Origin of the sequence: Streptomyces sp. SCL15-4, from assembly GCF_033366695.1 — a bacterium.
GTDB lineage: Bacteria > Actinomycetota > Actinomycetes > Streptomycetales > Streptomycetaceae > Streptomyces.
This window is the reverse complement of sequence record NZ_JAOBTQ010000001.1, coordinates 4,321,773-4,347,570: the sequence shown is the minus strand read 5'-3', so window position 1 is coordinate 4,347,570 and position 25,798 is coordinate 4,321,773. Positions and strand designations below refer to the sequence as shown.

Genomic DNA, 25,798 nt, shown 5'->3' with positions numbered 1-25,798 from the left:
GACTGGCCGGGATCGATCCCTCTGACCGTGGTCAAATCTTGCTGAACGTACACAGTGGATCACAAGGAGTGAGTTTTCAGATACTGATAGAGAGCGTGAGCGATCCCAGGTGCCGCCCGATCTCCGTCTGCAGCCGACGGGCCGCGGGCAGCAGCCGGTCGGCCTGGTGGGCGGGCATCGACATGGCCATGGTGGCCGCGGTGGCGCCGACCGTGATGGGAATCGCCGCGCAGACCGTCCCGACGGCGTACTCCTGGCGCTCCACCGTCGGTTCCATCCGGCCGGTCCGGGCCAGCCGCCGTAGCAGCGCGTCGTTGTCCCGCACGGTGTACGGGGTGACGGGCCGCGCGGGGTAGCGGGCGAGATGGTCGCGGCGCGCGTCCTCGTCCAGCTGGGAGAGCAGGCACTGCCCGATCGCGTGCGCATGGCCGGTCTCGCGGAAGTCCGCCCACTCCTCGACCGCCGGTGCCTGGGGCGAGGCGGAGACGCACATGACCTCGATCTCGCCCTCCCGGTATCTCGCGTAGTACACCGGCACACCGATGGAATCGCGCCAGTGGGCGAGGATGTCCGCCACCATGCTGCGACGTTTCTGCTGTGCTCCGCCGCGGGCCAGCCGCTCCGCGGCGTCACCGAGGAAGAACAGTCCCTTGTCCCGGTGCAGATAGCCCTCGTGCACCAGTGTGCGCAGCAGGTGGTAGGCGGTGGGCAGCGCGAGGCCGGTCTCGCGCGCGAGTTGTTTGGCGGGGGCGCCGTAGGGGTGCGAGGCGACCGTCTCCAGCAGGCGCATGGCGCGCTGGACGGATCCGATGAGGGTGGCGGCGGGCGTGGCCGGGGGTCGCGGTGCCGGCCGGCCGGCGGAGGGCGCGGGCTCACAGAGGCCGGCACCGGCCGCGGGCGCGCCGGCCTGGCTGGGGACGAGTGGGGACGGTGGTCGCTGGTAGGCGGATGCGCGGGGGCGCGGTGCGACGGCGGGTGCGTGGGGTGCTGCCGGTGCGGTGTCAACCATGGCCAAGGGGTCACTCCCGAAGCGCGAGGGGGGAACCCGTGCGAGGGGTGGAGCACGGGGTCTGCGCCTCCCACGGAGCCGGAGTCCGCGGGGGGTTCCGGACTTTAACGGGCCCGCCACCGCGCCCGGACCGCTCCGGACCGAAACTTCCCTCCCCCGAGGGAACCGCCCTCGTCACCGCTGACCGGCGGCCGGGTGCCTCACCACCCGCTGCGCGACGAGGAGTTCCCCGAGAACCGGCGCACGACGTAGATCAGCCCGCCGACGAGGGCGACGAAGACCAGTGCCTTGAACAGCAGGCCGATCACGAACCCGACCACGCTCGCTATCAGGCCCCCGAACACGACCAGGGCGATGACCGGCACCGCGACCCACTTCACCCACCACGGCAGCCCCGCGAAGATCTCTCGCATCGCCTCGTCCTTTGCGTTCTCGTGCGTTGTCTGTGGTACGCACTCGATGCTAGGGCCGCGAGGGGTCTGAGCGGGGCTTTCGCATCCCTTGTCCTGCCCTGACCCGTCCCCTAGGGAACACGGGGGCCGGGCTCACGCCTCGGGTGGAGAGAACACGACGAGCACCCTGAGGTCCTCGCTGATGTGGTGGAACTTGTGCGGGACCCCGGCGGGCACGTACACGACGCTGCCCCGCGCCACCTGGGTCGTCTCCAGGCCGACCGTGAGCGAGGCCCGGCCGCTGACCACCAGGTACACCTCGTCCTGGTTGTGCGGCTTCTGCGGGTCGTGCCCGCCCGCGTCGAGGGCGTACAGGCCGACCGACATGTTCCGCTCGCGCAGGAACTGCAGGTAAGCGCCCTCGTTGGCGGCGCGTTCCGCCTCCAGGTCGTCCAGCCGGAATGCCTTCATCGCCGCCGCCGTCCTCGCCTCACTGCTCGCCGCTCCCCTGCGCCCCATGGCCGCGTCCGCCGTCACCCGGCCGGGTTCCGTCCGGTCTGCCACGATCAGACACATGAGGAATTTCCTAGTCAAGACGATCGCCAACGCCGGTGCCCTGGCGGTCGCGGTATGGGCGCTCGACAAGATCACACTGACCGGTGACGGCACCGCCAAGAAGGCCGGCACGCTGGTCGTCGTCGCGTTGATCTTCGGCCTGGTCAACTGGCTGGTCAAGCCGATCGTGAAGGTGCTCACCTTCCCGTTGTTCATCCTGACCCTGGGGCTGATCACCCTGGTCGTGAACGCGCTGATGCTGCTGCTGACCTCCTGGGTGTGCGGAAAGCTCGATCTGAGCTTCCATGTGGAGGGCTTCTGGACGGCCGTCCTCGGTGGTCTGATCATCTCCGTCGTCTCCTGGGCGCTGCACGTCGTCCTGCCGGACGAGGACTGAGCGCGTCATGACCTACCGCGTGTGTTTCGTGTGCACCGGCAACATCTGCCGTTCCCCGATGGCCGAGTCCGTCTTCCGCGCGCGCGTGGCGGAGGCCGGTCTGGAGGACCTGGTGGCGGTCGACAGCGCCGGCACGGGCGGCTGGCACGAGGGGGAGCCGGCCGACCCGCGCACCGTCTCCGTCCTGGAAGAGCACGGCTACGACAGCGCGCACCGGGCCCGCCGATTCCTGCCGTCGTGGTTCGCCCGGCTCGACCTCGTGATAGCTCTCGACGCTTCCCACCTCAGGGCCCTGCGCCGTCTCGCACCCACCGAGGAGGACGCGCGCAAGATCCGCCTGCTGCGCTCCTACGACCCCGGTGCCGGCCGCGACCTCGACGTACCGGACCCGTACTACGGGGGCCGGGACGGCTTCGAGGAGTGCCTTGAGATGGTGGAGGCGGCGAGCACGGGGCTGCTCGCCGCCGTACAGGACGAACTGGAAGGACGGGCCGCATGAGCGAGGGCACGAGGAGCGAGGACCGCACGGGCGACGGCACGCGCGCGGTACGGGCGGGGCTGCCCGAGCCGGTCAAGCACGAGCCGACCCTGCCCGGACCGGTGTTCGCGGCCCACTTCCACCTGCCCGGCGAGGTGTCGGGACCGTACTTGTACGGCCGTGACGACAATCCGACCTGGACCCTGCTGGAGCGCGCCATAGGCGAGCTGGAGGCGCCGGGTCGGGAGGACGTCGAGACGCTGGTGTTCGCCTCCGGCATGGCGGCGATCTCCTCCGTCCTGTTCTCCCAGCTGCGCGCCGGTGACGCGGTCGTGCTGCCCTCCGACGGCTACCAGGTGCTGCCGCTGGTCGGCGCGCAGCTGGAGGCCTACGGCATCGAGGTGCGTACCGCGCCGACCGGCGGCGACGGCCAGCTGGAGGCGCTCGACGGGGCGCGGCTGCTGTGGATCGAGTCCCCGTCGAACCCCGGGCTCGACGTCTGCGACATCCGGCGGCTGGCGGAGGCGGCACACGCGCGTGGCGCGCTGGTCGCCGTGGACAACACCCTCGCCACCCCGCTCGGGCAGCGCCCGCTGGAGCTGGGTGCGGACTTCTCCGTGGCCAGCGGGACCAAGCAGCTCACCGGACACGGTGACGTGCTGCTGGGCTATGTCGCCGGCCGCGACGCCGAGGCGATGGCCGCCGTACGCCGCTGGCGCAAGATCGTCGGCGCGATCTCCGGTCCCATGGAGGCCTGGCTCGCGCACCGGTCCATCGCCACGCTCCAGCTGCGCGTCGACCGGCAGAACGCCACCGCTCTCGCGGTCGCCGAGGCACTGCGGCAGCGGCCCGAGGTCTCCGGACTGCGTTACCCGGGCCTGCCCGACGACCCCTCGCACCCGGTCGCGGCGCGGCAGATGCGCCGCTACGGCTGTGTCGTCTCCTTCACGCTGCCCACGCGTGCCCATGCCGAGCGCTTCCTCGCGGCCCTGCGCCTGGTGGAGGACGCGACGAGCTTCGGCGGGGTGCGGTCCACGGCCGAGCGGCGCCGCCGCTGGGGCGGGGACGACGTCCCGGAGGGCTTCGTCCGGATGTCCGTCGGTGCGGAGGACCCGGAGGACTTGGTGGCCGACGTTCTGCGCGCCCTGGACGAGTCCGCCGGTTGACCCCGGGCACCGCGGTCCGCCGCGGCTGCCGGGACGGTCCGAGCCTCCCCCCCTCGTGGCTCGGACCGTCTGCGGTTCTCGGGTGGCAAGACCGCCCGAACCAGGCTAGTTGACTCTGCGTCAGTGTCCAATCACGGTAGCGACAGGGGCCTATCGGCATATTTATAGTTGGTGCCTGCCCGGCGGCCGGCGGAGGGGCGGGGAGGCAGGTACAGGGGAGGGCACGCCATGGATCTGGCCTTGCTGCGGACCTTCGTCACCGTGCACCGGGCTGGTTCCTTCACCCGCGCCGCCGCCCTGCTCGGCCTCTCCCAGCCCGCCGTCACCTCGCAGATCCGCACGCTGGAGCGCCAGCTCGGCAGGCCTCTCTTCCTCCGTCAGGCGCGCGGGGTGACCCCGACCACGTTCGGCGACGAGCTGGCGCACCGGGCCGCGCCGCATCTCGACGCCCTGGTGGAGATAGCCGAAGGCGGGCTGGACGACGTCTCGGCGTCGCGGACGCTGCATCTGGCGGGCCCGCCGGAGTTCACCGCCGAACGCGTGCTGCCCGCCCTCACCGGGCTGACCGGCGACGACGGCCGTGCCCTCGCGCTGCGCGTCTCCTTCGGCACCGCCGAGGAGACGCTCGAGGGACTGGCCTGCGGCCGGCACGACCTGGCCGTCAGCACGGCCCGGCCGCGCGGGGACCTGCTCGCCGCCACTCCGCTGTGCGACGAGGAGCATGTCCTGGTGGCGGCCCCGCACTGGGCGGAGCGCATCGGGCCGGACAGCGTGCGGCTGAAGGGCGCGCCGGCCCTGGACGACCTGCCTGTCGTGGAGGTCCACGAGTCGCTGCCGCTGGTCTCGCGCTACTGGGCCTCGGTCTTCGACTGCCGTCCGGCCACCACGGGCACGGTGATCGCCCCCGATCTGCGGGCCGTGCTCTCCTGTGTGATCGCCGGTGCCGGGCTCGCGGTATTGCCCCGCTATCTGTGCGCGCCGGCCCTGGAGCGGGCCACGATCGTCACCCTGTTCGACCCGGTGGTACCGCCGCTGCGCACGTACTTCCTGGTGGTGCGGACGGGCGCCCTCTCCCTGCCCGCTGTCGCGCGGGCCCACGAGTGGCTCCAGCGCGCGGCCGTAGCCTGGTGCTGACGCCGCTCGGGTGGGGTGCACGCACAGCGGTCGGCAGGTGGCGCTTCGCGATGTTTCACGTGGAACCAGCGGGGCCACATTTCTCCCATGACCGTCCGACCCGTGGTCAAGCGCACCGCCCGCGCCGTTCTCCTGGACGGTGACGACCTGATCCTGATCAAGCGCACCAAGCCCGGCGTCGATCCCTACTGGGTCACTCCCGGTGGCGGGGTCGAACCCGGAGACTCGACCGTCGTGGACGCCCTGCACCGGGAGGTGTACGAGGAACTCGGCGCCAAGATCACCGACGTGGTGCCGTGTTTCGTGGACACGGTGGAGCACATCGGCGAGGACTGCGGCACGACCGGCGTGAAGGTGCAGCACTTCTTCGTCTGCCGGCTGGAGTCGATGGACCCGGCCCTGCGGCACGGCCCCGAAGTGGAGGAGCCGGCCGGGGAGTACGAGATCGTCCGCGTCCCGTTCACGCGGGTCGGCATCGCCTCCGTCCATCTCGTCCCGCTGTCCCTGCGCCACTATCTGGACGGGAACATCGAGGGCGTACGTGCCATGCACGCCCCCGATCTCGGCTGAGCGGCCTCAGTACGCACCGACGAGCAGATCCTCCACCGAGTCGTGCCGTATGCGGCCCGGCGGGATGCCGATGTCTCGGAGCGTGTCGACACCGCTGCGGATCATCGCGGGCGGCCCCGAGAGATAGGCGTCGTACCCGGGCCACGGTCCGTACGCCCGGACGGCATCGGGGAGCCGGCCGCGGGTCTGCTGGTCCGTGACGGTCCGGACCGACAGCCAGGGGTGGATCCGCCGGAGCCTGAGCAGCGTGTCCAGGTCGTACAGGCCGTGGTCGGTGCGAGCGCCGTAGAACACCTCGACCGGCCGGCGTTCGCCGTGCTCGGCCACGTCCTCCACCAAGGCTTTGATGGGGGCTATCCCGGTGCCACCGCCCAGGCAGAGCAGGCCGCTGTCGGAGGTGTGGTCGACGGTCATCGAGCCGGTCGGCGGCCCGAGGCGGATCACGTTTCCGGGCCTGGCCCGGCGCACCAGGGCATTGGACACCCAGCCCGCCGGGACGGCCTTCACGTGGAACATGAGCAGCCCGTCCGAGCGGGGCGCACAGGCGATGGAGTAGTGCCGCCACACCCGGGGCCACCAGGGGGTCTCCACGCCGGTGTACTGGCCGGCGAGGAAGGGATAGGGCTGGTCGGGGCGGACGGTGAGGACCGCGATGTCGGGGCCGCGCAGCTCGTGGCCGACGATCTCGGCCTGCCACCAGGCCGGGCCGCGCAGCTCGTCCTCCGCCGCCGCGTCGATCATGACCTGGGAGAACCGGGTGTAGGCCCGTACCCAGGCGGCTTCGGTCTCGGGACTCCAGACCGCGGTGGCATACCTGCCCAGCGCGTCGATGAGGCACTCGCCCAGGGCCGGATAGTGCTCGGCACGCGCCCCGTACTTGCGGTGTCCGCGCCCCAGGGTGCGCAGGTGACCGAGGAGGACCGGGGTGTCGTCCAGGTGCTCGGCCGCGGTGAGCAGCGCCTTCAGCAGACGCTCCCGCTGGATGTCCATCGCGGCCGGGAACAGGGAGCGCAGTTCCGGGTGTCGGACGAAGAGGAGCGCGTAGAAGTAGGAGGTGACCTGGTCGGCGACGGGGGTGATCTCGGTCAGGGTGCGACGGACGAGACGGGCGTCCGCGCTCTGCTGAGCGTCCGGCGGCGGCGACGGAGGTGCCGTGCGCGGCGTGAACCAGCCGTCCCCGTCCGGCTTGCCGTTCTCCCCCGGCGTGCTGCTCACAGCGTCCATGGTGTGCCCTCGCCTCGAACGTCGTCTGGTCGGTAAGTACGGCGACTACCGTGTCAGTCCCACCAGTTCATAGGCTCCCCACAGGTCTCGTCCGCTGTAGGAGTGGGTGGCGAGACCCGCCAGGTGGGCATCGGCGTTGACCGCCACGGACACCGGTACGGCGGCGAACAGATCCTTGTCCGACGACGAGTCGCCGTACGCCACGCAGTCCGCCCGGGTCACTCCGAACTCCGCGCAGAGCCGCTCCGCGATGGTCACCTTGGCCGCGGCGTTGAGCACCCCGGTCGGGTCGACGGGCTCGGCGAACGGCACGGCCGGGAAACGGGAGCCATGGGTTGCGTGGGCACCCCAGTCCAGCAGGCGTTCGACGAAGAAGGAGGGCGAGAGGGACACCACCGCGCAGTATTCGCCCGCGCTCCTGATCTCCGCCCAGACCTCGCGGATCCGTGCCAGCCAGGGCGCCGCCTCGAACGCGGCCCGCACATGCTCCTCGGTCAGACCGGACCACAGGTCGTATACCCGCGCGGCGTATTCCGGCGGACCGATCCGTCCGGCCGCGATCGCCCGCTCCAGCGCCATCGTCTCGGTCTCCAGGCCCAACTGACGCGATATCTCCAGGGGAGCGGTGGTCCCGTGCAGCAAAGTGCCGTCCAAATCGAAGAGATGAAGTCTCGTCATGGCGCCGAGGCTAGTGGGCCGGGTGATGTTTCACGTGAAACACCGCACAGCTGTCCGACGGCTGTACGGATGCCCATGAGATGGCCAAAAGAACGTGCGTCTGCATCGAAACAGGTGGACGGCGAGGGCGCCGTTCGGACAGCCTGACCTGCGTGCCAACTCCTTCCCTCACCACTCTGCCCATCCGTCGCCTGACGCACCGCGATCTCATCGCCTGCGCCGACCTGTCCGAAGACCGGGGGTGGCCACGCGAGGAACACAAGTGGGGCTTCCTCCTCACCGCCGGGAAGGGATACGGCATCGACGACCCCGAGGGCGGTCTGGTCGCCGCGTGCGTCGTCACGGAATACGGCGGGTGGGGGCGGCCGGAACTCGGCGCCATCGGCATGGTCCTGGTGGCCGGGCGTCATGCGCGCCAAGGGGTCGGCCGCCGCTTGATGCGGCACGTCGTCTCCGTCATGGGGAGCACCCCGCTGACCCTGCACGCCACTCCCGACGGCCGGCCTCTCTACGAGGAACTGGGCTTCAAGGTGACGGGCCGGGCCGAAATGCTGAGGGGCCGCTTCACTCCCGGCGGCCCGAAGTCCGAGGTCGTCACGCGCGCCGCCACCGCGGATGACCTCCCGGCGATCGTGCGCCTCGACGAGGAGGTGTTCGGCACCGATCGCACGCCTCTCATCACCCGGCTGCCCGCCTTCGCCGATCAGCTGCGGGTCGCCGAGGAAGACGGCCGGCTCATCGGCTACACCGCCGCGTGGCCCAACATGGACACCCATGTCGTCGGCCCGCTGATCGCCCGGGACACGGAGACCGCCAAGGCGCTGATCACCTCGCTGGCGGCCCGTACCGAGCGTCCGCTGCGCACCGACATCGACGTGCGTCACGAGGAGCTGCTGGACTGGACGAAGGAACGGGGGCTGGCATCGGTGGCCTTCAACTCGGTGATGACCTACGGCATCACCGAGTTGCCGGGGGACTGGACCCGGCGGTTCGCCCCGCTGACGGTCGCCGCCGGCTGAGCCGTACGACGCGCGCCGGCCCCGCCGCTCGGGAGTGACGGGGCCGGTGTCACCGGGTCCGGCCGACGGGTCAGGCGAGTGCCTGTACGGCCGCGGCGGCGAAGCCGTGGTCCTGTTCCGGCGCACCACCGCCGACACCGATGGCGCCGATCAGCCGGCCGTCCCGGCGGACGGGAAGGCCGCCCGCGATGAACAGCAGGGGCCGGTCGAGGGCCGTGGGCAGGGTGTGGAACAGGCCGCCGGGCTGGACGGCGTCGACGAGGTCGGCGGTGGGCGCGTCCAGCTGGAGCGCCGTGTAGGCCTTGCGGGTGCTGGTCTCGCCGGAGATCAGCACGGCCCGGTCGTCCCGGCGGAAGGCGAGCGGATGGCCGCCCGCGTCCAGGACGGTGACGCTGACGGTGACTCCGGCGTCCTCGGCCGCCCGACGGGCCGTGGCGACGAGCAGTTCGGCGTCCTCGGTGGTGAGCGGGGCGACGGCGGTGGTGCTCATGGAACTGTCTCCTTGGAGGGTGCTGGGATGTGGCCGTACCGGAGCAGGGGAGCCCGGCACGGACGTCTGTGGGGGTTACGGGGTGAGGTGCCTGCGCAGCCGGGCGGCTCAGTGGTGGACGGGGGTCCGGTGGTCCGTCGGCGTCGCGGAGGCGGCCACGTTGCGGCGCGCGCCGTCGCGGCGCTCCAGGCCGGCGGAGAGCACGGCGAGGAGCAGGGCGGCGGCGGCGAGGACGGCGCCGACCCAGTTGGGGGAGGTGTAACCGAAGCCGGCCGAGATCACCACGCCACCGAGCCAGGCGGACAGGGCGTTGCCCAGGTTGAAGGCACCGATGTTCACGGCCGACGCGAGCGTCGGGGCACCGTGCGCCTGGTCGAGGACGCGCTTCTGCAGCGGCGGCACGGTGGCGAAGCCCAGGGCGCCGATCAGCGCGATGGTCACCGCGGCCGCGATCTTGTTGTGCGCGGTGAGCGTGAACAGCGCCAGGACGACGGCGAGGGCGCCCAGGGAGACGTACAGCATCGGCATCAGGGCGCGGTCGGCGAACTTGCCGCCGACGAGGTTGCCGCCGACCATGCCGAGGCCGAACAGGACCAGCAGCCAGGTCACCGAGCCGTCGGAGAACCCGGCGATGCGGGTCATCATCGGCGCGATGTAGGTGATGGCCGCGAAGACGCCTCCGAAGCCGAGGACGGTCATCGCCATGGCCAGCAGGACCTGGGCGTTCTTGAAGGCGGCCAGCTCGTGGCGCAGCCGCACGCCCTCAGGGCTGGGCAGTTCGGGTACGAGCTTGGCGATGCCGGCGAGCCCGATGCCGCCGAGGCCGGCGACGATGCCGAAGGTGACGCGCCACCCGATGCTCTGCCCGATGAGCGTGCCCAGCGGGACGCCGACGACATTGGCGACGGTCAGGCCGGTGAACATCATGGCGATGGCGCCGGCCTTCTTGTGTGGTGCGACCAGTTCCGACGCGACGACCGAGCCGATGCCGAAGAAGGCGCCGTGGGCGAGGGAGGCGATCACTCGTCCGAGGAGCATGACCGCGAAGGCCGGGGCGATGGCGGACAGCAGGTTTCCGGCGATGAACAGGCCCATCAGCAGCATCAGCATGCGCTTGCGCGGGACCTTGGTACCGAGCACGGTCATGATCGGGGCACCGATGACCACGCCGAGGGCGTAGCCGGTCACGAGCAGGCCCGCCGTGGGGATGGAGACCCCGAAGTCGCCCGCGACCTCGGGCAGCAGGCCCATGATCACGAACTCGGTCGTTCCGATTCCGAAGGCCCCGATCGCGAGGGCCAGGAGCGCGAGAGGCATGTGGGGTACACCTTCCCAAATGATTGCAGGAGCGCTTTTCGTGTCTTCACAATAATTGCAGACGCTGGCTATATGCAACTGCCGACTATTGCGGCGGTGCTCTACTCTTGTGGTGGAGCCGCTCCGGGACGGAGGAAACGCCAATGACAGCGACGGACCCCGCGCTCACCGCCCTCGCGCAAGGCTGGTGCGCCCTTTCCGCTCTGCACGGAAGGATCGAGGCGCACATCGAGCGCGCCCTGCAGGCCAAGCACGACCTCAGCGTGCGCGAGTACTCACTGCTGGACGTGCTCAGCAGGCAGCACACCGGTGAAGGCGGGCATCTGCAGATGAAGCAGGTCGCCGACGCGGTCGTCCTCAGCCAGAGCGCCACCACCCGTCTGGTGACCCGGCTGGAGAACCGCGGCCTGCTGGAGCGCTACCTCTGCCCCACCGATCGGCGCGGCATCTACACCAACGTCACGGAGGCCGGCCTGCGCCTGCTGGAGGAGGCGCGGCCCACCAACGACGCCGCTCTGCGCGAGGCTCTGGACGCCGCCGCGCAGAACCCCGAACTGGCCCCACTGGTCCGGGTGGTGGAGTCGCTGAACGTGCCCGCATAGGGTGCGCGCATGGGAGATCTTGAAATACGCGCCGCGACCGCCGACGACCTCCCGGCGATCGTCGGGATGCTCGCCGACGATCCGCTCGGTGCCCAGCGCGAGTCGCCCGACGACCTGACGCCGTACCGGACCGCGCTGGAACGGCTCGCCGCCGACCCTAACCAGCACCTCGTCGTCGCCGTGCGCGAAGGCCGTGTGATCGGGACCCTCCAACTCACGATCATCCCGGGGCTCTCGCACCGGGGCGCGACCCGCGCGCTGATCGAGGCCGTCCGCATCCACGCCGACGAGCGGGGCAGTGGACTGGGCAGTCGGCTGATCGAGTGGGCGATCGGCACCTCCCGGCGGCTGGATTGCCGGATGGTGCAGCTCACGTCCGACAAGACGCGCACCGACGCGCACCGCTTCTACGAACGGCTGGGGTTCACGGCCTCGCACGAGGGCTTCAAGCTGCCGCTCTGACCATGCCGCACGACGCCAGAACGACCCAGGGGGTGTGTTTCACGTGAAACACACCCCCTGCCCGGTCGAGGGCTAGCCGATGCCCCGCCACCCCTCCGGGTCCACGCCACCGGGCACCGGGGCCTCGGGGTCGTACGGCTGCCGGGTGAACACAAACGAGCCGAGGTCGAGATGGCTCAGGGAGCCGTCCGGACGCCGTACGGGCCGCAGTGGCTCACCGGCGTAGTAGCCCTCCAGTCCGGTCCAGGTGCCGTCGCCGTTCGCACGGAAGCGCGCCTTGCGGCCGCCCTCGGTCAGCGGTGCCAGGGAGAGCAGACCGTCGGCGGTCGCACGCAGGCCGAACGCCTGAGTGCCCCAGTACCACTGCCCCACCAGCTCCAGCACCGCCGGGTCGACCTCGCGCAGAGGCCGCCAGGGTGCGGGGATACGGGGTTCCGCCTCGGCGACGATCCGGACCAGGTCCGCCGCCACGGCACCCGGCAGCGGCCCGCTGGTGCAGTTGGTGAGCACCACCGCGGCGACGTCGTCCTCCACGCTGATGGTCAGGTTCGCCAGGAAGCCCGGCAGCGAACCGGAGTGCCCGACGAGCAGCCGGCCGTCCCGCTGCTGGATCTGCATCCCGAGGCCGTACGTGACCCCGTCGACCACGTCCGCGCTCTCGGCCGGGGCCGCGGGGGTCCGCATCTCCGCCACCGAACGCGCGCCGAGGACCCGGTCGTCTCCCCGGGCCAGGAACGCGGCGAACCGCGCCAGATCCCCGGTGGTCGACCAGAGCTGGCCGGCCGGCGCCATCCGGCCCAGGTCCTCCGCCGGCTCCGGCAGCAGCGCGTCGGCCCACGGATGCACGGCCCATCCGCCCGCGTGCGGAGCCTGGGGCCGCGTGCTCGTCCGGCGCAGGCCGAGCGGCTCCAGAATTTCGTCGCGCAGCACGTCCTCCCAAGGCGCACCGCGCATCTCCTCCACCAGGGCGCCGAGCAGGGTGTAGCCCGTATTGGAGTAGTGGTGCCGCCGGCCGGCGGGATGCAGCAGGGGCTGGTCGCCCAGCACATCGCTCAACTCGGGCCGCAGCGAGCCGGGTGTCCGCTCCCACCAGGGCGCGGGGGTCTCGGCCGCCAGCCCCGCGGTGTGGGCGAGCAGCTCCGCGATGGTCGCCTCTCCCACGCCGGTGCCCGGCAGATGCTTCTCCAGCGGATCACCGAGGTCGAGCAGCCCCTCGTCGCGCAACCGCAGCACCAGCACGGCGGTGAAGGTCTTGGTGATGGACCCGATCCGGTACTGCACGCTCTCGTCCGGTGCGTGCCCGCCCACGCAGGTCCGCGCCCCGTGCCACACCGCCTGCCCGTCCCGCACCACGGCGGCCACCAGCGACGGAGCCCGCCCTTCGGCCTGTGCGACAGCGATCCGATGCAGCAGCGCCCGCCGGGTACCCGGCAACAGGGCTTCCTGATGTGTCGTCATGTCCCTAGTCCACCCGGTGACAGCGACGGCCGTCGAATCCATTTCCCCATGTCCGGGCGACCGCGCATGCCGAGGTCGCCCTCCGTGCCGGCCCGTCTATACCGTTGCCCGCCGGAAAAGACACAGGAGTCGGGAACCTACGCGTCGGCCGGTCAGGTCTGGGCCATGTCCACGAAGCGGGAGTAGTGGCCCTGGAAGGCGACCGTGATGGTGGCCGTGGGGCCGTTTCGGTGCTTGGCGACGATCAGGTCGGCCTCGCCCGCGCGCGGGGACTCCTTCTCGTACGCGTCCTCGCGGTGCAGCAGGATGACCATGTCGGCGTCCTGCTCGATGGAGCCGGACTCACGCAGGTCGGAGACCATCGGCTTCTTGTCGGTGCGCTGCTCGGGGCCACGGTTGAGCTGGGAGAGCGCGATGACCGGGATCTCCAGCTCCTTGGCGAGCAGCTTGAGGTTACGGGACATGTCCGAGACCTCCTGCTGCCGGCTCTCGGCGCGCTTGGAGCCGCCGGACTGCATCAGCTGGAGGTAGTCGATGACGACCAGCTTCAGGTCGTTGCGCTGCTTCAGGCGCCGGCACTTGGCGCGGATCTCCATCATCGACAGGTTCGGGGAGTCGTCGATGTAGAGCGGCGCGGCAGAGACGTCCGGCATCCGGCGGGCCAGGCGCGTCCAGTCCTCGTCGGTCATCGTGCCGGAGCGCATGTGGTGCAGGGCGACGCGGGCCTCGGCGGACAGCAGACGCATCGCGATCTCGTTGCGCCCCATTTCGAGCGAGAAGATCACGCTCGGCAGGTTGTGCTTGATCGACGCGGCTCGCGCGAAGTCCAGCGCGAGGGTCGACTTACCCATGGCGGGACGGGCCGCGATGACGATCATCTGACCGGGGTGGAGGCCGTTCGTGAGGGAGTCGAAGTCGGTGAACCCGGTGGGCACGCCCGTCATCTCGCCGCTGCGCGAGCCGATCGCCTCGATCTCGTCGAGGGCGCCCTCCATGATGTCGCCGAGCGGGAGGTAGTCCTCGCTGGTGCGCTGCTCGGTGACGGCGTAGATCTCGGCCTGGGCGCGGTTGACGATCTCGTCCACGTCGCCGTCGGCCGCGTAACCCATCTGTGTGATGCGCGTACCGGCCTCGACCAGGCGGCGCAGGACGGCCCGCTCGTGAACGATCTCCGCGTAGTACTCGGCGTTGGCCGCCGTGGGGACGGTCTGGACGAGGCTGTGCAGATACGCGGCGCCGCCGACCTTGTTGATCTCGCCGCGCTTGGTCAGCTCGGCGGCGATGGTGATCGGGTCCGCGGGCTCGCCCTTGGCGTAGACGTCCAGGATGGCCTGGTAGATCGTCTCGTGCGCGGGCTTGTAGAAGTCGTGGCCCTTGAGGATCTCCACGACGTCGGCGATGGCGTCCTTGGACAGCAGCATGCCGCCCAGCACGGACTGCTCGGCGTCCAGGTCCTGCGGCGGAACGCGCTCGAAGGCGGAGGCGCCGCCGTCCCAGGCACCGCTCTCCCGGCCCCGGTCGTGCTGCTCGTCCCGCCCCCGGCCGCCGTCACCCCGCCGACGGGAGGCCGGCAGACGATCACTGGGACCGCTGTCGGCCCACGGATCGTCCAAGGGCTCGGAAATGCTCACCGAGCCACCTCCTCCCGTCCGCACGGCGGACCTCGCCGTGGCCTCTTTTGTACGGCACGACACTGACAAATCGAGAAGCCCTGCTCCGGTTCTCGCGCGTCGGATTTGTGGCGGTTCCCGAGCCGGAAGAGGGTCACTCGCCGGGCCGTGGAAAGGAGTGGGCGCCGCACCACGGTAGGCCCGTCGGCACCGTCAGCCAATCTGGTTATCCACAGGCCATGTGGACGACCGGCCCGATGCTGTGGAGAACTCGCCGAAACCTGTGCACGACCCGGTGGACAGCCCTGTGAACAAGCCCTCGATCTTCCTGACACCACACCTCTGACCTGCGTTTTTGTGATCCACCGGCTGTGCAGAAGAAAAACTTTCCCAGTCGGGCCAAGATCGCTTCGAACGGTGCGCGAAAGGACACACCCCGAGACAAGAAGTAAGGATCACTATACGGTTGCATCTCTTACCTGTGGACGATTAGATTGATGCGCATGACACAGGCTCCAGTGATCCCCCAGGCCACCCGGCGGCGGCACGACCGAGAGATCGTCGCGCTGGCCGTTCCGGCCTTCGGTGCCCTGGTCGCCGAGCCACTCTTCGTCATGGCCGACAGTGCGATCGTCGGTCACCTCGGGACCGCCCAGCTCGCCGGTCTCGGCATCGCCTCGGCGCTCCTGACGACCGCCGTGAGCGTCTTCGTCTTCCTCGCCTACGCCACCACCGCCGCCGTGGCCCGCCGCGTCGGCGCCGGTGATCTCCCGGCGGCGATCCGACAGGGCATGGACGGCATCTGGCTGGCGCTGCTGCTCGGCCTCGCCGTCATCGCCGTCGTCCTCCCGCTGGCCCCCGGCATCGTGGACCTCTTCGGCGCCTCGTCCACCGCGGCTCCCTACGCCACCAGCTATCTGCGCATCTCCGCGCTGGGCATTCCCGCGATGCTCATCGTCCTGGCCGCGACCGGAGTGCTGCGCGGTCTGCAGGACACCAGGACCCCGCTCTACGTCGCCGTCGCCGGCTTCGTCGTCAACGCCGCCCTCAACGTCGGGCTCGTCTACGGCGCCGGGCTCGGCATCGCCGGTTCGGCCTGGGGCACGGTCATCGCGCAGTGCGGCATGGCCGCCGTCTACCTGACGACGGTGGTCCGGGGAGCCCGCCGGCACGGCGCCTCCCTCCGGCCCGATGCCGCCGGCATCCGGGCCTCGGCACAGGCCGGCGTCTCCCTCCTGGTCCGTACGCTCTCCCTGCGGGCGATGATCATGATCGCCACGGCGGTCGCGGCCCGCCTCGGAGACGCCGACATCGCCGCGCACCAGATCATCCTCTCGCTGTGGAACCTGCTGTCCTTCGCGCTCGACGCGATAGCGATCGCGGGACAGGCCATCATCGGCCGCTACCTCGGCGCGGACGATGCCCAGGGGGCGCGCCAGGCCTGTCGCCGGATGGTCCAGTGGGGTATCGCGACCGGTGTCGTGCTGGGCGTGCTGGTCGTGGTGGCCCGGCCGCTCTTCCTGCCGCTGTTCACCGGTGACTCCGGAGTGAAGGGCGCCGCACTGCCGGCCCTGCTGCTCGTGGCGCTCGCGCAGCCCGTCTGCGGGATCGTCTTCGTTCTGGACGGGGTGCTGATGGGCGCGGGGGACGGGCGTTACCTGGCCTGGGCCATGGTCGGCACCTTGACGGTCTTCGCCCCGGTGGCCCTGCTGGTGCCCACGCTCGGTGGCGGCCTCACCGCGGTGTGGGCGGCGATGACGCTGATGATGACGGTCCGCATGCTGACCCTGTGGCTGCGGACGCGCTCAGGCCACTGGATCGTGACAGGCGCGACCCGCTGACCGCTTCCGCCCCGCCGGTCTCGTGGCCCCGATGACGGCTCCGCCAGCCCTGTGACCCGTTGACCGTTTCACGTGAAACATGCCGCGGTGGCCGCCCCTGACACGGGACGTCCGGTCATGCCAAAGGGGCCGCACCCTGCACGGATGCGGCCCCTCTCAACAGCTCACACGAGCGTTGCGATCACGCGGCGGTCAGGCCGCGACGACCTCGATGTTGACCTTGGCGGCAACCTCGGGGTGCAGACGCACGGACGTCTCGTGGGCGCCCAGGGTCTTGATCGGAGCGCCCAGCTCGATGCGGCGCTTGTCGACCTCGGGGCCACCGGAAGCCTTGATCGCGGACGCGATGTCGGCCGGGGTGACGGAACCGAAGAGACGACCGGCGTCGCCGGAGCGGACGGCCAGGCGGACCTTGACGCCCTCGAGCTGGGCCTTGACCTGGTTGGCCTGCTCGATGGTCTGGATCTCGTGGATCTTCCGGGCGCGGCGGATCTGCTCGACGTCCTTCTCGCCACCCTTGGTCCAGCGGATAGCGAACTTCCGCGGGATCAGGTAGTTGCGAGCGTAACCGTCCTTGACGTCGACGACGTCGCCCGCGGCACCGAGGCCGGAGACCTCGTGGGTGAGGATGATCTTCATGAGTCGGTCACCCTTCCCTTATCGCGCGGTGGAGGTGTAGGGCAGCAGCGCCATCTCACGGCTGTTCTTGACGGCCGTGGCGACGTCACGCTGGTGCTGCGTGCAGTTGCCGGTCACGCGGCGGGCACGGATCTTGCCGCGGTCGGAAATGAACTTCCGCAGCATGTTCGTGTCCTTGTAGTCCACGTACGTGACCTTGTCCTTGCAGAAAGCGCAGACCTTCTTCTTCGGCTTGCGCACAGGCGGCTTCGCCATGGTGATTCTCCTGTGTGATCAAGAAGTTGGGGAACGACCCACCCTCGGCCCGGACCGGCCCGGAAGGCCTGGCCCGAAGGCTTAGAAGGGGGGCTCGTCCGAGTAGCCGCCACCGCCGCCGGAGCCGCCGCCCCAGCCGCCGCCGCCCTGGTTGCCGCCACCGGCGGGAGCGCCGGTGGCCCACGGGTCGTCGGCCGGAGCGCCGCCCTGACCGCCGCCGGGGCCACCGCCCCAGCCGCCGCCCTGGCCGCCGCCTTGGCCGCCACCGCCGCTGTAACCGCCCTGGCCACCGCGGCCACCGCCACCGGCGGTCTTGGTGACCTTGGCCGTGGCGTTGCGCAGGCTGGGGCCGACCTCGTCGACGTCCAGCTCGTAGACCGTGCGCTTGACGCCCTCGCGGTCCTCGTAGGACCTCTGCTTCAGCCGGCCCTGCACGATGACGCGCATGCCTCGCTGGAGCGACTCGGCGACGTTCTCCGCCGCCTGACGCCAGACCGAGCAGGTCAGGAAGAGGCTTTCGCCGTCCTTCCACTCGTTCGTCTGACGGTCGAAAGTGCGGGGAGTGGACGCGACGCGGAACTTCGCGACCGCCGCACCGGACGGGGTGAAGCGCAGCTCGGGGTCGTCGACAAGATTGCCGATGACCGTGATGACGGTCTCGCCTGCCATGGGGGAACCTCTCGGCGGGTTTGCTGCTCTGGCTGCTTGGTTGCTGCTACTCGAATCCCGGGATCAGCTGAGCGCGGGGCTCAGTGGGTCTCGGGGCGGAGGACCTTGGTCCGGAGGACCGACTCGTTCAGGTTCATCTGGCGGTCGAGCTCCTTGACGACCGCAGGCTCGGCCTGCAGGTCGATGACCGAGTAGATGCCCTCGGGCTTCTTCTTGATCTCGTAGGCGAGACGACGACGGCCCCAGGTGTCGACCTTCTCGACCTTGCCGCCACCGTCACGGACGACGGACAGGAAGTTTTCGATCAGCGGGGAGACCGCACGCTCCTCGACATCGGGGTCGAGGATGACCATCACCTCGTAGTGACGCATGTGGAACCCACCTCCTTTGGACTCAGCGGCCACGGTCGTTCCGTGGCAGGAGGGTTGTGATGCGTACGCAACGGTATCGGCCGCCACTGACAATCGGGGTTCCCTCAGGGAGCCGGTCGGTGTGACCTGTACAGGTCTGGGCAGACACCGGTGCAGAGGGTACAGACTACCCGCACACCCGCTTCCGGTTGAAATCCGGCCGCCGGGCCGGACAATCTGTACACAACGGGTGTGTGCGGCGCTACGATGCGCCGCCTTCCGCAGGAGGTGCCCATGACCCAGGCATTGCGACCCAACACCGCCGGTTCCCTTTTCGCCTCGGACGGCAAGCCTCATCCGCTGCAGGACGCCCTGATGGCGGTGACGCTCGTCCTCGGCGTGCTGTCCTTCATCACGGCCTTCTTCCACAGCCTCCACCTGCTGACGTCGTGGGCGGGCCTGGTGGCGCTGTGCACCGGCGTGTACGGGCAGTGGATCTCGGTGACCACGCGGGAGCGGTTCGGCCTGATCCTGGGCCTCGGTGCCGCGGGGGTCGGCTTCCTGATCGGCATGGCGCACGGTGGTCTGTTCGGCGGTGTCGTCGGCTGACTCCCCGGGCTGAAGGCCCGTATGCCCAGTCGGGGCGCTCGCGAGGCGCAGTAGGCTTCGGCGCGAGAGCCGGAGCCCCTGAACCCATGGGGACACACCAGCCCGAGGAGCGCCCCGAATGACCCTGACCCTGAGGACCATCAGTCGCGAGCAGCATCTGGCCTTTATCCAGAGCCTGCCGGCGGCGAGCCACATGCAGGTCCCGGCATGGGCCGATGTCAAGGCGGAGTGGCGCTCGGAGAACCTCGGCTGGATCGACAAGAACGGCCACCTGGTCGGCGTGGGCCTGGTCCTCTACCGCCAGCTGCCCAAGATCAAGCGCTACCTCGCGTACCTTCCCGAGGGCCCGGTCATCAACTGGTACGCGCCGAACCTGGACGACTGGATCCAGCCGATGCTGGCGCACCTGAAGCAGCAGGGCGCGTTCTCCGTGAAGATGGGCCCGCCCGTGATCATCCGCCGCTGGAACGCGGACACGATCAAGCGCGGCATCCAGGACCCGGACGTCAAGCGGCTGCGCGATCTGCAGGCCGACTACATCGAGCCGCGCGCCTTCGAGGTGTCCGACAAACTGCGTCGCATGGGCTGGCAGCAGGGCGAGGACGGCGGCGCCGGCTTCGGCGACGTGCAGCCCCGCTACGTCTACCAGGTGCCGCTGGCCAACCGCTCCCTGGAAGAGGTCCACAAGAACTTCAACCAGCTGTGGCGCCGCAACATCAAGAAGGCCGAGAAGGCCGGCGTCGAGGTCGTCCAGGGCGGCTACCAGGACCTGCCCGAGTGGCAGCGGCTGTACGAGATCACGGCTGTCCGCGACCGGTTCCGGCCGCGCCCGCTGTCGTACTTCCAGCGCATGTGGACCGCCCTCAACACCGAGGACCCCAACCGCATGCGGCTGTACTTCGCGCGCCACAACGGCGTGAACCTCTCCGCGGCGACGATGCTGATCGTCGGCGGGCACGTCTGGTACTCCTACGGCGCCTCCGACAACATCGGACGCGAGGTCCGGCCGTCGAACGCCATGCAGTGGCGGATGCTGCGCGACGCCTACGCGATGGGCGCCACCGTCTACGACCTGCGCGGCATCTCCGACTCGCTAGACGAGACGGACCACCTCTTCGGCCTGATCCAGTTCAAGGTGGGCACCGGTGGTCAGGCCGCCGAGTACCTCGGCGAATGGGACTTCCCGCTGAACAAGCTGCTCCACAAGGCGCTCGACATCTACATGTCGCGCCGCTGAGCCGCGCGGGCGTTTGGTTCCATAGCCTTCACAGCATTTCCCTCTCAGATCCACCGCAGCCACGAGAAAGGTCCCGGGTCCGGCCATGGCGCTCACGCTTTACGTCGACACCGCGCGCTGGCGTGCGCACCACAAGCACGTGCAGGAGCAGTTCCCAGGGCTCGTCCCGGTCTGCAAGGGCAACGGCTACGGCTTCGGACACGAGCGGCTGTCGGAGGAGGCCACACGGCTCGGTGCCGACCTGCTGGCGGTCGGCACGACGTACGAGGCCGCGCGCATCAAGGACTTCTTCGGCGGCGACCTGCTGGTGCTGACGCCGTACCGGCGCGGCGAGGAGCCCGTCCCGCTGCCCGACCGGGTCGTCCGCTCGGTGTCGTCCGTCGACGGGGTCTACGGCCTCGTGGGCGCCCGTGTCGTCATCGAGGTGATGTCCTCGATGAAGCGGCACGGCGTCAGCGAGCACGACCTGCCGCAGCTGCACCAGGCCATAGAGAACGTCCGGCTGGAGGGCTTCGCCATCCATCTGCCGCTGGACCGCACCGACGGCTCGGACGCCGTCGAGGAGGTCATCGGCTGGATGGACCGGCTGCGCGCGGCGCGGCTGCCGCTGCACACGATGTTCGTCAGCCACCTGAAGGCGGAGGACCTGATCCGCCTCCAGCAGCAGTTCCCGCAGACCCGGTTCCGCGCCCGTATCGGCACGCGGCTGTGGCTGGGCGACCACGACGCCACCGAGTACCGCGGCGCGGTCCTGGACGTCACGCGCGTGGCGAAGGGCGACCGGTTCGGCTACCGCCAGCAGAAGGCGGCCTCAGACGGCTATCTGGTGGTCGTGGCGGGCGGTACGTCGCACGGCGTGGGCCTGGAGGCCCCGAAGGCCCTGCACGGCGTCATGCCGCGCGCCAAGGGCGTCGCCCGGGCCGGACTGGCCACGGTCAACCGGAACCTCTCCCCGTTCGTCTGGGGCGGCAAGCAGCGCTGGTTCGCCGAGCCACCGCACATGCAGGTGTCGATCCTGTTCGTGCCCTCGGACGCCCCCGAGCCGCAGGTCGGCGACGAGCTGGTGGCCCACCTGCGGCACACCACGACCCAGTTCGACCGCATCGTGGACCGCTGAGGCGCGTCTCGACAGCGGGAAGGCCGTATCCGGGGTTCCGGATACGGCCTTCTGTCCGTGTGGCCCACACCGTCGGAGCGCGCGCCTGTCTCAGAGCGGGCGGTCGTCGGCGGGCGGGGTCCCGGGGCGGCCCCAGTCCACCTGCGGCGCCCCGAACCGGGCGGCCCGCGCCGGCGGACCGGCCGGCGCTCCGAGTGCGAACGCGTCCGCCGCGCCGTCGAGCACCCCGCCCGAGGGATCGTCGTCCCCGGAGCCGCGCACCACGTCCCGCTCCGGCATGAGGATGTCCCGTACGACGACGGCACACAGGTACAGCGTGCCCAGCAGGTGCACCACGATCACCCAGTGGTAGCCCTGAGTCGGCAGTCCCTTGTGGGCGTCTCCGCTGGTCGTGTAGGCGAGGTACATCCAGATGCCCAGGAAGTAGGCCACCTCGCACGCCTGCCAGATCAAAAAGTCCCGCCACTTGGGCCGGGCGAGGACCGCCAGCGGCACCAGCCACAGGACGTACTGCGGTGAGTAGACCTTGTTGGTGAGGACGAAGGCGGCCACCATCAGGAAGGCGAGCTGGGCGAAGCGCGGCCGGCGCGGCGCGGTGAACGCCAGAGCGGCGATGCCGAGGAAGCACAGCACCACCAGCACGGTGGCCGCGTTGTTGACGAAACCGATGGTGGGCGGGTCGCTGGAGTTCTGCGCCCAGATCAGCCAGAAGGAGCCGAAGTCGACGCCGCGTTCCTTGCTGAAGGTGTAGAACTTCGCCCACCCCTCGCGGATGTGGAAGCCCGTCGCGTCGTGTGTGAGCATCACGGGCAGGTTCACCACGAGCCAAGCGCCCACCGCGCCGGCCAGTGCCCGGAAGAACGCGCGCCATTTCCCGGCCCGCCAGCACAGCACCAGCAGCGGGCCGAGCAGCAGGAAGGGATACAGCTTGGCGGCCGTGGCGAGGCCCAGGAGGACACCGAAGGCAACGGCCCGGCCCCGCGACCACATCAGCATCGCGGCGGCCGTCAGCGCCACCGCGAGCAGGTCCCAGTTGATGGTCGCGGTCAGCGCGAAGGCGGGCGCCAGCGCGACCAGCAGGGCGTCCCAGGGGCGCCGGCGATGGGTGCGGGCCACGCACACGGCGATGACGGCGGTGCACACCATCAGCATCCCGGCGTTGACGAACCAGTACCAGCGTTCCTGGTGCTGGATGGAGCCGCTGTGCGGGGTCAGCCAGGAAGCCACCTCCATGAACAGACCGGTGAGCACCGGGTATTCGAGGTAGTCCATGTCGCCGGGGAGCTTGTCGAAGTACGGCACGAGATCGTCGGCGAATCCGCGGCCCTGGTAGAGGTGCGGGATGTCCGAGTAGCAGGCGTGCGTGTACTGGCTGCTCGCGCCGAAGAACCAGGCGCTGTTGTAGCAAGGCGCCTTCTGGACCAGGCCGAGGGCGAACAGACCGATCGCCACGAGCGCCACGGCCCGCACCGGGGTCCACCAGGAGGCCCCGAGCAAGGCGTGCCGCCCCAGAGGTCCGCCGATCAGCTCACTGCCGGCGGCAGCGACCTCGTCCTCCCTGGTCGGCTGCACCGGTTCTGCCACGGCGGACCGCACGGACTCGGGCTCGTGCGGGCTCGCGGGCGTCGTCTCTGCACTGGGCATGGGGCACATCCTGCCGTACCTGTCCGGGAAGCCGTACCCGTCCAGGAATACGCCAAGGGCCGCCGCACCTCGGGGTGCGACGGCCCACGTTTCACGTGAAACACTCCTGGCGGGCTGAACCGCGCCAACCGGCCGAAACCGGTCTAACCCTCCTGACCTGCGAAGAAGCCTCCGCCGTCGCCACCGTTGCCGTTGCCACGGGTGTTTCCGGTCCCGGTGGTCTCCGTACCCGAGGGCGTCGGCATGGTGCCTCCGTCGGTGCCGCCCGTGTCCGTGCCGCCGATGCCGCCACCGTTATCGCCGCCACCGTTGCCGCCGCCGTTGCCGTTGCCGTCGCAGTTGTCGCCCCACCCGAAGCCGCAGGTCTCGCTCGCCGAGGGGGACGGCGTGGTCGTCGTCTTGCTGGGCGTCGGCGTCGGCGTGTGGCTCGGCGTCCGGCTCGGCGTGGGAGTGAAGCTCGGTGTCGGCGAGGGGGCGCCCGCCTGGTCCTGGACCGTCCCGATCTCGATGGCCTTCGGGAAGCCCGGGTCGCTCTTGCCCTTGAGCGCGGCCTTCATGTACTCGGTCCACACCAACGTCGGGATGTCACCGCCGTGGATGGAGTCGGTGTTCGCCGTGCCGTTCATGGACAGCAGCTTGTGGTCCTTGGGGTTCTCGCGGAACATCGCCACCGAGGTCGACAGCTGCTGGGTGTAGCCGACGAACCAGGCCGACTTGTTCTTGTCGGTGGTGCCGGTCTTGCCGGCCGCCGTACGGCCGAGAGCCTTGGCGTTCTTGCCGGTGCCGTTCTGGATGACGTTCTCCAGGACGTCCGTGATGTTGTTGGCGATGTTGGCGTCCAGCACCTCCTTGGGCGCCGGCTTCGGCTTGACGAAGCTGGGCGCGTCGGTGCCGTTGAGCTTGACGGCGGTCACGGAGTACGGCTCCGTCTGCTTGCCGGACGCGGCGAAGGTCGCGTAGGCGTCGGCCATGCGGATGGCGCTGGGCGTGGACGTGCCGATGGCGAAGGACGGGTTCAGGTCCTGCGACATGCTCTGGGGGAGGATGCCGGCGTGCTGGGCGACGTCCCGGACCTTGGTCATCCCGACATCGACACCGAGCTGCACGAAGGGCGTGTTGATGGACTGCTCCATCGCCTTGCGCAGGGTGATGTAGCCCCAGGGATGCGGGCCCTCGTTGTTCTGGTAGAAGTAGGAGTTGTCCTTGTTGAGGTAGTACGTCCCGTCCGGCTTGCGGACCTTGAGATGGTCGTTGCCGTTGTACTTGCTTAGCGGGGAGACGCCCTGCCCGCCGGACTTGTACGTGCCGTATTCCATGGCGGCGGCGAGCACGAAGGGCTTCCAGGTCGAACCCACGGGCACACCGGAGGTGTCCGCGTTGTTGGTGAAGTGCCCGTTCTCGTAGCCGTCACCGCCGTACAGCGCGACGATCGCGCCGTCCTTGGGCTTCACCGAGGCCGCACCGAACTGGACGTACTTGTCCAGGTCCCGGTGCTCGGGGTCGAGGCGATCCTTCTGGACGTTCTTCACGGCCTTGGCCAGCGCGCTGACCTTGTCCTTCTCGAAGGTCGTGTAGATCTGGTAGCCGCCCCTGTCGAACTGCGCCTCCGTGATGTCGGAGTGGGCGATGACGTACTTCTTCGCCGTGTCGACCAGATAGCTGACCTGGCCGGTCATGCCCCTGGTCGCCTTGCGGCCGTCGGGCTTGGGGTACTGGGCGATGGCTTCCTGGTACTGGGCGTCGGTGAGGTGCTTGTCCTTGTGCATCTCGCCGAGGATCCAGGCCCAGCGTTCCTTGGAGCGCTTCTCGTTGGCCTGTGGGGTCGCCGTCTTGTCGAGGTCCTGGTTGCCCGCGGGGTCGTAGTACGTCGGGCCCTTGAGCAGCGCGGCGAGGACGGCGCACTCGCTCGGCTTCAGGTCGACGGCGTTCTTGCCGTAGTAGGTCTGCGCCGCGGCCTGGATGCCGTACGCGCCCCGCCCGAAGTACGAGGTGTTCAGGTAGCCCTGCAGGATCTGGTTCTTCTGGAGCTTCGTGCCCACCTTTATGGAGATGAACATCTCCTTGAACTTGCGGGTGACGGTCTGTTCCTGGCTCAGGTACGTGTTCTTCACGTACTGCTGGGTGATCGTCGAGCCACCCTGCGTCTGGCCGCCCCGGGCCATGTTGGCCATGGCGCGGGCGATGCCCATGGGGTCGACGCCGGAGTCCTCGTAGAAGGACTTGTTCTCGGCGGAGATCACCGCGTACCGCATCGCCTCGGGAATCTGGTCGATGCTGACGTTCTGCCGGTTGACGCCGGTGCCCGTGGCCACCATCTGCGTGCCGTCGGCCCAGTAGTAGACGTTGTTCTGCGACTTGGCCGCGTCGTTCTCGTTCGGGATCGACACCATCGCGTAGCCGATGCCGACCATCACCACCACGCTGCCGACGAAGCCGATGAACAGCCCGCTGACCAGCTTCCAGGACGGCATCCAGCGCCGCCAGCCGTCCTTGTCGGCCCTGGGGTAGTCGATGAACCGCTTCTTGCCGGGCGCCGTCGTCGCCCGGCCTCTGCCGCGTCCGGGGCCGGCCGACCCGCCCGGACCGCCGCGCCGGCCTCCTGGGCCCGTGTTCTCGGTGCCACGGCGGCGGCCGCCTCGCTGCGCCGCGCGGCGTGCCTCGGCACGGCCGCCGTAGGAGCGCTCCTCACCTCCCGGACCAGTGGGTTCCGACTCATAGGAATGAGACCCATAGGAGTCGGCAGGAGACCCGGTGGCGCCTCGCGGTGCCGCCCGGCGGCCGGAGGACGAGCCGGACTGGCCGCGTCGGGCCGCGGCACGTCCGCCTCCCTGCGGCTGCGGCGGTTTGCGACGGTGCTCGCTCATCGAACGATTACT

The 25,798-nt window shown here is 69.9% G+C and carries 27 protein-coding genes; 12 read left to right on the top strand and 15 right to left on the bottom strand.

Translation table 11 applies throughout. The annotated features are described in order from the left end of the window. Positions 1–76: 76 nt before the first annotated feature. The 3 genes from SCK26_RS19010 to SCK26_RS19000 form a co-directional block, all read right to left on the bottom strand. The gene (locus tag SCK26_RS19010) at positions 77–1,015 is read right to left on the bottom strand and encodes an IclR family transcriptional regulator (RefSeq protein ID WP_412080759.1); all 939 of its coding nucleotides are present in this window, start codon (positions 1,013–1,015) and stop codon (positions 77–79) included. Between the two features lie 194 nt (positions 1,016–1,209). After that, the gene (locus tag SCK26_RS19005) at positions 1,210–1,422 is read right to left on the bottom strand and encodes a DUF5326 family protein (protein ID WP_318202499.1); all 213 of its coding nucleotides are present in this window, start codon (positions 1,420–1,422) and stop codon (positions 1,210–1,212) included. A gap of 132 nt (positions 1,423–1,554) precedes the next feature. After that, on the bottom strand, positions 1,555–1,872 hold the full coding sequence (locus SCK26_RS19000; RefSeq protein WP_318206044.1) for a cupin domain-containing protein: 318 nt from the start codon (positions 1,870–1,872) through the stop codon (positions 1,555–1,557). 103 nt (positions 1,873–1,975) lie between these two features. On the opposite strand from SCK26_RS19000, the gene SCK26_RS18995 reads away from it, so the two are divergent. The 5 genes from SCK26_RS18995 to SCK26_RS18975 all read left to right on the top strand — a co-directional run bounded on the left by SCK26_RS18995 (position 1,976) and on the right by SCK26_RS18975 (position 5,701). Then, complete coding sequence (locus SCK26_RS18995; RefSeq protein WP_318202498.1) at positions 1,976–2,353, top strand: phage holin family protein; 378 nt, start codon at positions 1,976–1,978, stop codon at positions 2,351–2,353. 7 nt (positions 2,354–2,360) lie between these two features. Then, positions 2,361–2,852: a low molecular weight protein-tyrosine-phosphatase gene (locus tag SCK26_RS18990; protein ID WP_318202497.1), complete on the top strand. Its 492-nt coding sequence runs from the start codon at positions 2,361–2,363 to the stop codon at positions 2,850–2,852. Continuing rightward, the gene (locus SCK26_RS18985; protein WP_318202496.1) at positions 2,849–3,997 is read left to right on the top strand and encodes a cystathionine gamma-lyase; all 1,149 of its coding nucleotides are present in this window, start codon (positions 2,849–2,851) and stop codon (positions 3,995–3,997) included. The genes SCK26_RS18990 and SCK26_RS18985 overlap by 4 nt, the downstream gene beginning before the upstream one ends. Positions 3,998–4,225: 228 nt before the next feature. Further along, entirely contained in the window at positions 4,226–5,131 is a 906-nt protein-coding gene (locus SCK26_RS18980) for a LysR family transcriptional regulator (RefSeq protein WP_318202495.1), read from the top strand. Positions 5,132–5,218: 87 nt separating this feature from the next. Next, on the top strand, positions 5,219–5,701 hold the full coding sequence (locus SCK26_RS18975) for an NUDIX hydrolase (protein WP_318202494.1): 483 nt from the start codon (positions 5,219–5,221) through the stop codon (positions 5,699–5,701). A 6-nt stretch (positions 5,702–5,707) separates the two neighbouring features. On the opposite strand, the gene SCK26_RS18970 is transcribed toward SCK26_RS18975, so the two are convergent. Both SCK26_RS18970 and SCK26_RS18965 read right to left on the bottom strand, forming a co-directional pair. Further along, on the bottom strand, positions 5,708–6,925 hold the full coding sequence (locus SCK26_RS18970; RefSeq protein WP_318202493.1) for a globin domain-containing protein: 1,218 nt from the start codon (positions 6,923–6,925) through the stop codon (positions 5,708–5,710). A 45-nt stretch (positions 6,926–6,970) separates the two neighbouring features. Beyond that, positions 6,971–7,603 (bottom strand): HAD-IB family phosphatase, encoded by a 633-nt coding sequence (locus tag SCK26_RS18965; protein ID WP_318202492.1) that lies wholly within the window; start codon positions 7,601–7,603, stop codon positions 6,971–6,973. A 152-nt stretch (positions 7,604–7,755) separates the two neighbouring features. Here SCK26_RS18965 and SCK26_RS18960 point away from each other — a divergent pair, with 152 nt between their 5' ends. After that, a complete protein-coding gene (locus SCK26_RS18960; RefSeq protein WP_318202491.1) occupies positions 7,756–8,622 on the top strand; it encodes a GNAT family N-acetyltransferase in 867 nt (288 codons plus the stop codon). A 70-nt stretch (positions 8,623–8,692) separates the two neighbouring features. On the opposite strand, the gene SCK26_RS18955 is transcribed toward SCK26_RS18960, so the two are convergent. Further along, positions 8,693–9,112 (bottom strand): heme-binding protein, encoded by a 420-nt coding sequence (locus tag SCK26_RS18955; RefSeq protein ID WP_318202490.1) that lies wholly within the window; start codon positions 9,110–9,112, stop codon positions 8,693–8,695. A gap of 108 nt (positions 9,113–9,220) precedes the next feature. Then, on the bottom strand, positions 9,221–10,429 hold the full coding sequence (locus SCK26_RS18950) for an MFS transporter (RefSeq protein ID WP_318202489.1): 1,209 nt from the start codon (positions 10,427–10,429) through the stop codon (positions 9,221–9,223). 143 nt (positions 10,430–10,572) lie between these two features. On the opposite strand from SCK26_RS18950, the gene SCK26_RS18945 reads away from it, so the two are divergent. Next, entirely contained in the window at positions 10,573–11,031 is a 459-nt protein-coding gene (locus tag SCK26_RS18945; RefSeq protein ID WP_318202488.1) for a MarR family winged helix-turn-helix transcriptional regulator, read from the top strand. Positions 11,032–11,040: 9 nt separating this feature from the next. After that, positions 11,041–11,493, top strand: coding sequence for a GNAT family N-acetyltransferase (locus tag SCK26_RS18940; RefSeq protein ID WP_318202487.1), 453 nt, complete (start codon positions 11,041–11,043; stop codon positions 11,491–11,493). A gap of 72 nt (positions 11,494–11,565) precedes the next feature. Here SCK26_RS18940 and SCK26_RS18935 read toward each other — a convergent pair whose 3' ends face one another. Together SCK26_RS18935 and dnaB are read right to left on the bottom strand one after the other, a co-directional pair. After that, positions 11,566–12,951, bottom strand: coding sequence for a serine hydrolase domain-containing protein (locus SCK26_RS18935; protein WP_318202486.1), 1,386 nt, complete (start codon positions 12,949–12,951; stop codon positions 11,566–11,568). Positions 12,952–13,103: 152 nt separating this feature from the next. Continuing rightward, positions 13,104–14,582 (bottom strand): replicative DNA helicase, encoded by a 1,479-nt coding sequence (dnaB, locus tag SCK26_RS18930; RefSeq protein ID WP_249457384.1) that lies wholly within the window; start codon positions 14,580–14,582, stop codon positions 13,104–13,106. A gap of 482 nt (positions 14,583–15,064) precedes the next feature. Between dnaB and SCK26_RS18925 the strand changes: the two genes are divergently transcribed. After that, a complete protein-coding gene (locus tag SCK26_RS18925) occupies positions 15,065–16,402 on the top strand; it encodes an MATE family efflux transporter (RefSeq protein WP_318202485.1) in 1,338 nt (445 codons plus the stop codon). Positions 16,403–16,594: 192 nt separating this feature from the next. Here the strand turns inward: SCK26_RS18925 and rplI are convergent, their stop codons facing one another. The 4 genes from rplI to rpsF all read right to left on the bottom strand — a co-directional run bounded on the left by rplI (position 16,595) and on the right by rpsF (position 18,336). After that, on the bottom strand, positions 16,595–17,041 hold the full coding sequence (gene rplI, locus SCK26_RS18920; RefSeq protein WP_030938854.1) for a 50S ribosomal protein L9: 447 nt from the start codon (positions 17,039–17,041) through the stop codon (positions 16,595–16,597). A gap of 18 nt (positions 17,042–17,059) precedes the next feature. Further along, the gene (gene rpsR, locus SCK26_RS18915; protein ID WP_003949403.1) at positions 17,060–17,296 is read right to left on the bottom strand and encodes a 30S ribosomal protein S18; all 237 of its coding nucleotides are present in this window, start codon (positions 17,294–17,296) and stop codon (positions 17,060–17,062) included. Between the two features lie 81 nt (positions 17,297–17,377). Continuing rightward, complete coding sequence (locus tag SCK26_RS18910; RefSeq protein ID WP_318202484.1) at positions 17,378–17,965, bottom strand: single-stranded DNA-binding protein; 588 nt, start codon at positions 17,963–17,965, stop codon at positions 17,378–17,380. 80 nt (positions 17,966–18,045) lie between these two features. Beyond that, positions 18,046–18,336 (bottom strand): 30S ribosomal protein S6, encoded by a 291-nt coding sequence (gene rpsF / locus SCK26_RS18905; protein WP_003991486.1) that lies wholly within the window; start codon positions 18,334–18,336, stop codon positions 18,046–18,048. Between the two features lie 273 nt (positions 18,337–18,609). Here rpsF and SCK26_RS18900 point away from each other — a divergent pair, with 273 nt between their 5' ends. The 3 genes from SCK26_RS18900 to SCK26_RS18890 all read left to right on the top strand — a co-directional run bounded on the left by SCK26_RS18900 (position 18,610) and on the right by SCK26_RS18890 (position 21,278). Beyond that, positions 18,610–18,924 (top strand): hypothetical protein, encoded by a 315-nt coding sequence (locus SCK26_RS18900; RefSeq protein ID WP_318202483.1) that lies wholly within the window; start codon positions 18,610–18,612, stop codon positions 18,922–18,924. Between the two features lie 118 nt (positions 18,925–19,042). Next, entirely contained in the window at positions 19,043–20,161 is a 1,119-nt protein-coding gene (locus SCK26_RS18895) for a lipid II:glycine glycyltransferase FemX (protein WP_318202482.1), read from the top strand. Between the two features lie 85 nt (positions 20,162–20,246). Further along, positions 20,247–21,278 carry an alanine racemase gene (locus SCK26_RS18890; RefSeq protein WP_318202481.1) on the top strand — a complete coding sequence of 344 codons (1,032 nt, stop codon included), beginning with the start codon at positions 20,247–20,249 and terminating at the stop codon, positions 21,276–21,278. A 90-nt stretch (positions 21,279–21,368) separates the two neighbouring features. On the opposite strand, the gene SCK26_RS18885 is transcribed toward SCK26_RS18890, so the two are convergent. Further along, positions 21,369–22,922 carry a glycosyltransferase family 87 protein gene (locus SCK26_RS18885; protein WP_318202480.1) on the bottom strand — a complete coding sequence of 518 codons (1,554 nt, stop codon included), beginning with the start codon at positions 22,920–22,922 and terminating at the stop codon, positions 21,369–21,371. A 143-nt stretch (positions 22,923–23,065) separates the two neighbouring features. Continuing rightward, the gene (locus SCK26_RS18880) at positions 23,066–25,393 is read right to left on the bottom strand and encodes a transglycosylase domain-containing protein (protein ID WP_318202479.1); all 2,328 of its coding nucleotides are present in this window, start codon (positions 25,391–25,393) and stop codon (positions 23,066–23,068) included. Positions 25,394–25,798: the final 405 nt, after the last annotated feature.

What these genes read in the sequence shown, in the direction of transcription:
- SCK26_RS19005 (WP_318202499.1), bottom strand. Translation starts at nt 1,422, where the DNA reads ATGCGAGAGATCTTCGCGGGGCTGCCGTGGTGGGTGAAGTGGGTCGCG.
- SCK26_RS19000 (WP_318206044.1), bottom strand. Translation starts at nt 1,872, where the DNA reads ATGAAGGCATTCCGGCTGGACGACCTGGAGGCGGAACGCGCCGCCAAC.
- SCK26_RS18995 (WP_318202498.1), top strand. Translation starts at nt 1,976, where the DNA reads ATGAGGAATTTCCTAGTCAAGACGATCGCCAACGCCGGTGCCCTGGCG.
- SCK26_RS18990 (WP_318202497.1), top strand. Translation starts at nt 2,361, where the DNA reads ATGACCTACCGCGTGTGTTTCGTGTGCACCGGCAACATCTGCCGTTCC.
- SCK26_RS18985 (WP_318202496.1), top strand. Translation starts at nt 2,849, where the DNA reads ATGAGCGAGGGCACGAGGAGCGAGGACCGCACGGGCGACGGCACGCGC.
- SCK26_RS18980 (WP_318202495.1), top strand. Translation starts at nt 4,226, where the DNA reads ATGGATCTGGCCTTGCTGCGGACCTTCGTCACCGTGCACCGGGCTGGT.
- SCK26_RS18975 (WP_318202494.1), top strand. Translation starts at nt 5,219, where the DNA reads ATGACCGTCCGACCCGTGGTCAAGCGCACCGCCCGCGCCGTTCTCCTG.
- SCK26_RS18970 (WP_318202493.1), bottom strand. Translation starts at nt 6,925, where the DNA reads ATGGACGCTGTGAGCAGCACGCCGGGGGAGAACGGCAAGCCGGACGGG.
- SCK26_RS18965 (WP_318202492.1), bottom strand. Translation starts at nt 7,603, where the DNA reads ATGACGAGACTTCATCTCTTCGATTTGGACGGCACTTTGCTGCACGGG.
- SCK26_RS18955 (WP_318202490.1), bottom strand. Translation starts at nt 9,112, where the DNA reads ATGAGCACCACCGCCGTCGCCCCGCTCACCACCGAGGACGCCGAACTG.
- SCK26_RS18950 (WP_318202489.1), bottom strand. Translation starts at nt 10,429, where the DNA reads ATGCCTCTCGCGCTCCTGGCCCTCGCGATCGGGGCCTTCGGAATCGGA.
- SCK26_RS18945 (WP_318202488.1), top strand. Translation starts at nt 10,573, where the DNA reads ATGACAGCGACGGACCCCGCGCTCACCGCCCTCGCGCAAGGCTGGTGC.
- SCK26_RS18940 (WP_318202487.1), top strand. Translation starts at nt 11,041, where the DNA reads ATGGGAGATCTTGAAATACGCGCCGCGACCGCCGACGACCTCCCGGCG.
- SCK26_RS18935 (WP_318202486.1), bottom strand. Translation starts at nt 12,951, where the DNA reads ATGACGACACATCAGGAAGCCCTGTTGCCGGGTACCCGGCGGGCGCTG.
- SCK26_RS18925 (WP_318202485.1), top strand. Translation starts at nt 15,065, where the DNA reads ATGACACAGGCTCCAGTGATCCCCCAGGCCACCCGGCGGCGGCACGAC.
- rplI (WP_030938854.1), bottom strand. Translation starts at nt 17,041, where the DNA reads ATGAAGATCATCCTCACCCACGAGGTCTCCGGCCTCGGTGCCGCGGGC.
- rpsR (WP_003949403.1), bottom strand. Translation starts at nt 17,296, where the DNA reads ATGGCGAAGCCGCCTGTGCGCAAGCCGAAGAAGAAGGTCTGCGCTTTC.
- SCK26_RS18910 (WP_318202484.1), bottom strand. Translation starts at nt 17,965, where the DNA reads ATGGCAGGCGAGACCGTCATCACGGTCATCGGCAATCTTGTCGACGAC.
- rpsF (WP_003991486.1), bottom strand. Translation starts at nt 18,336, where the DNA reads ATGCGTCACTACGAGGTGATGGTCATCCTCGACCCCGATGTCGAGGAG.
- SCK26_RS18900 (WP_318202483.1), top strand. Translation starts at nt 18,610, where the DNA reads ATGACCCAGGCATTGCGACCCAACACCGCCGGTTCCCTTTTCGCCTCG.
- SCK26_RS18895 (WP_318202482.1), top strand. Translation starts at nt 19,043, where the DNA reads ATGACCCTGACCCTGAGGACCATCAGTCGCGAGCAGCATCTGGCCTTT.
- SCK26_RS18890 (WP_318202481.1), top strand. Translation starts at nt 20,247, where the DNA reads ATGGCGCTCACGCTTTACGTCGACACCGCGCGCTGGCGTGCGCACCAC.
- SCK26_RS18885 (WP_318202480.1), bottom strand. Translation starts at nt 22,922, where the DNA reads ATGCCCAGTGCAGAGACGACGCCCGCGAGCCCGCACGAGCCCGAGTCC.
- SCK26_RS18880 (WP_318202479.1), bottom strand. Translation starts at nt 25,393, where the DNA reads ATGCCGTCCTGGAAGCTGGTCAGCGGGCTGTTCATCGGCTTCGTCGGC.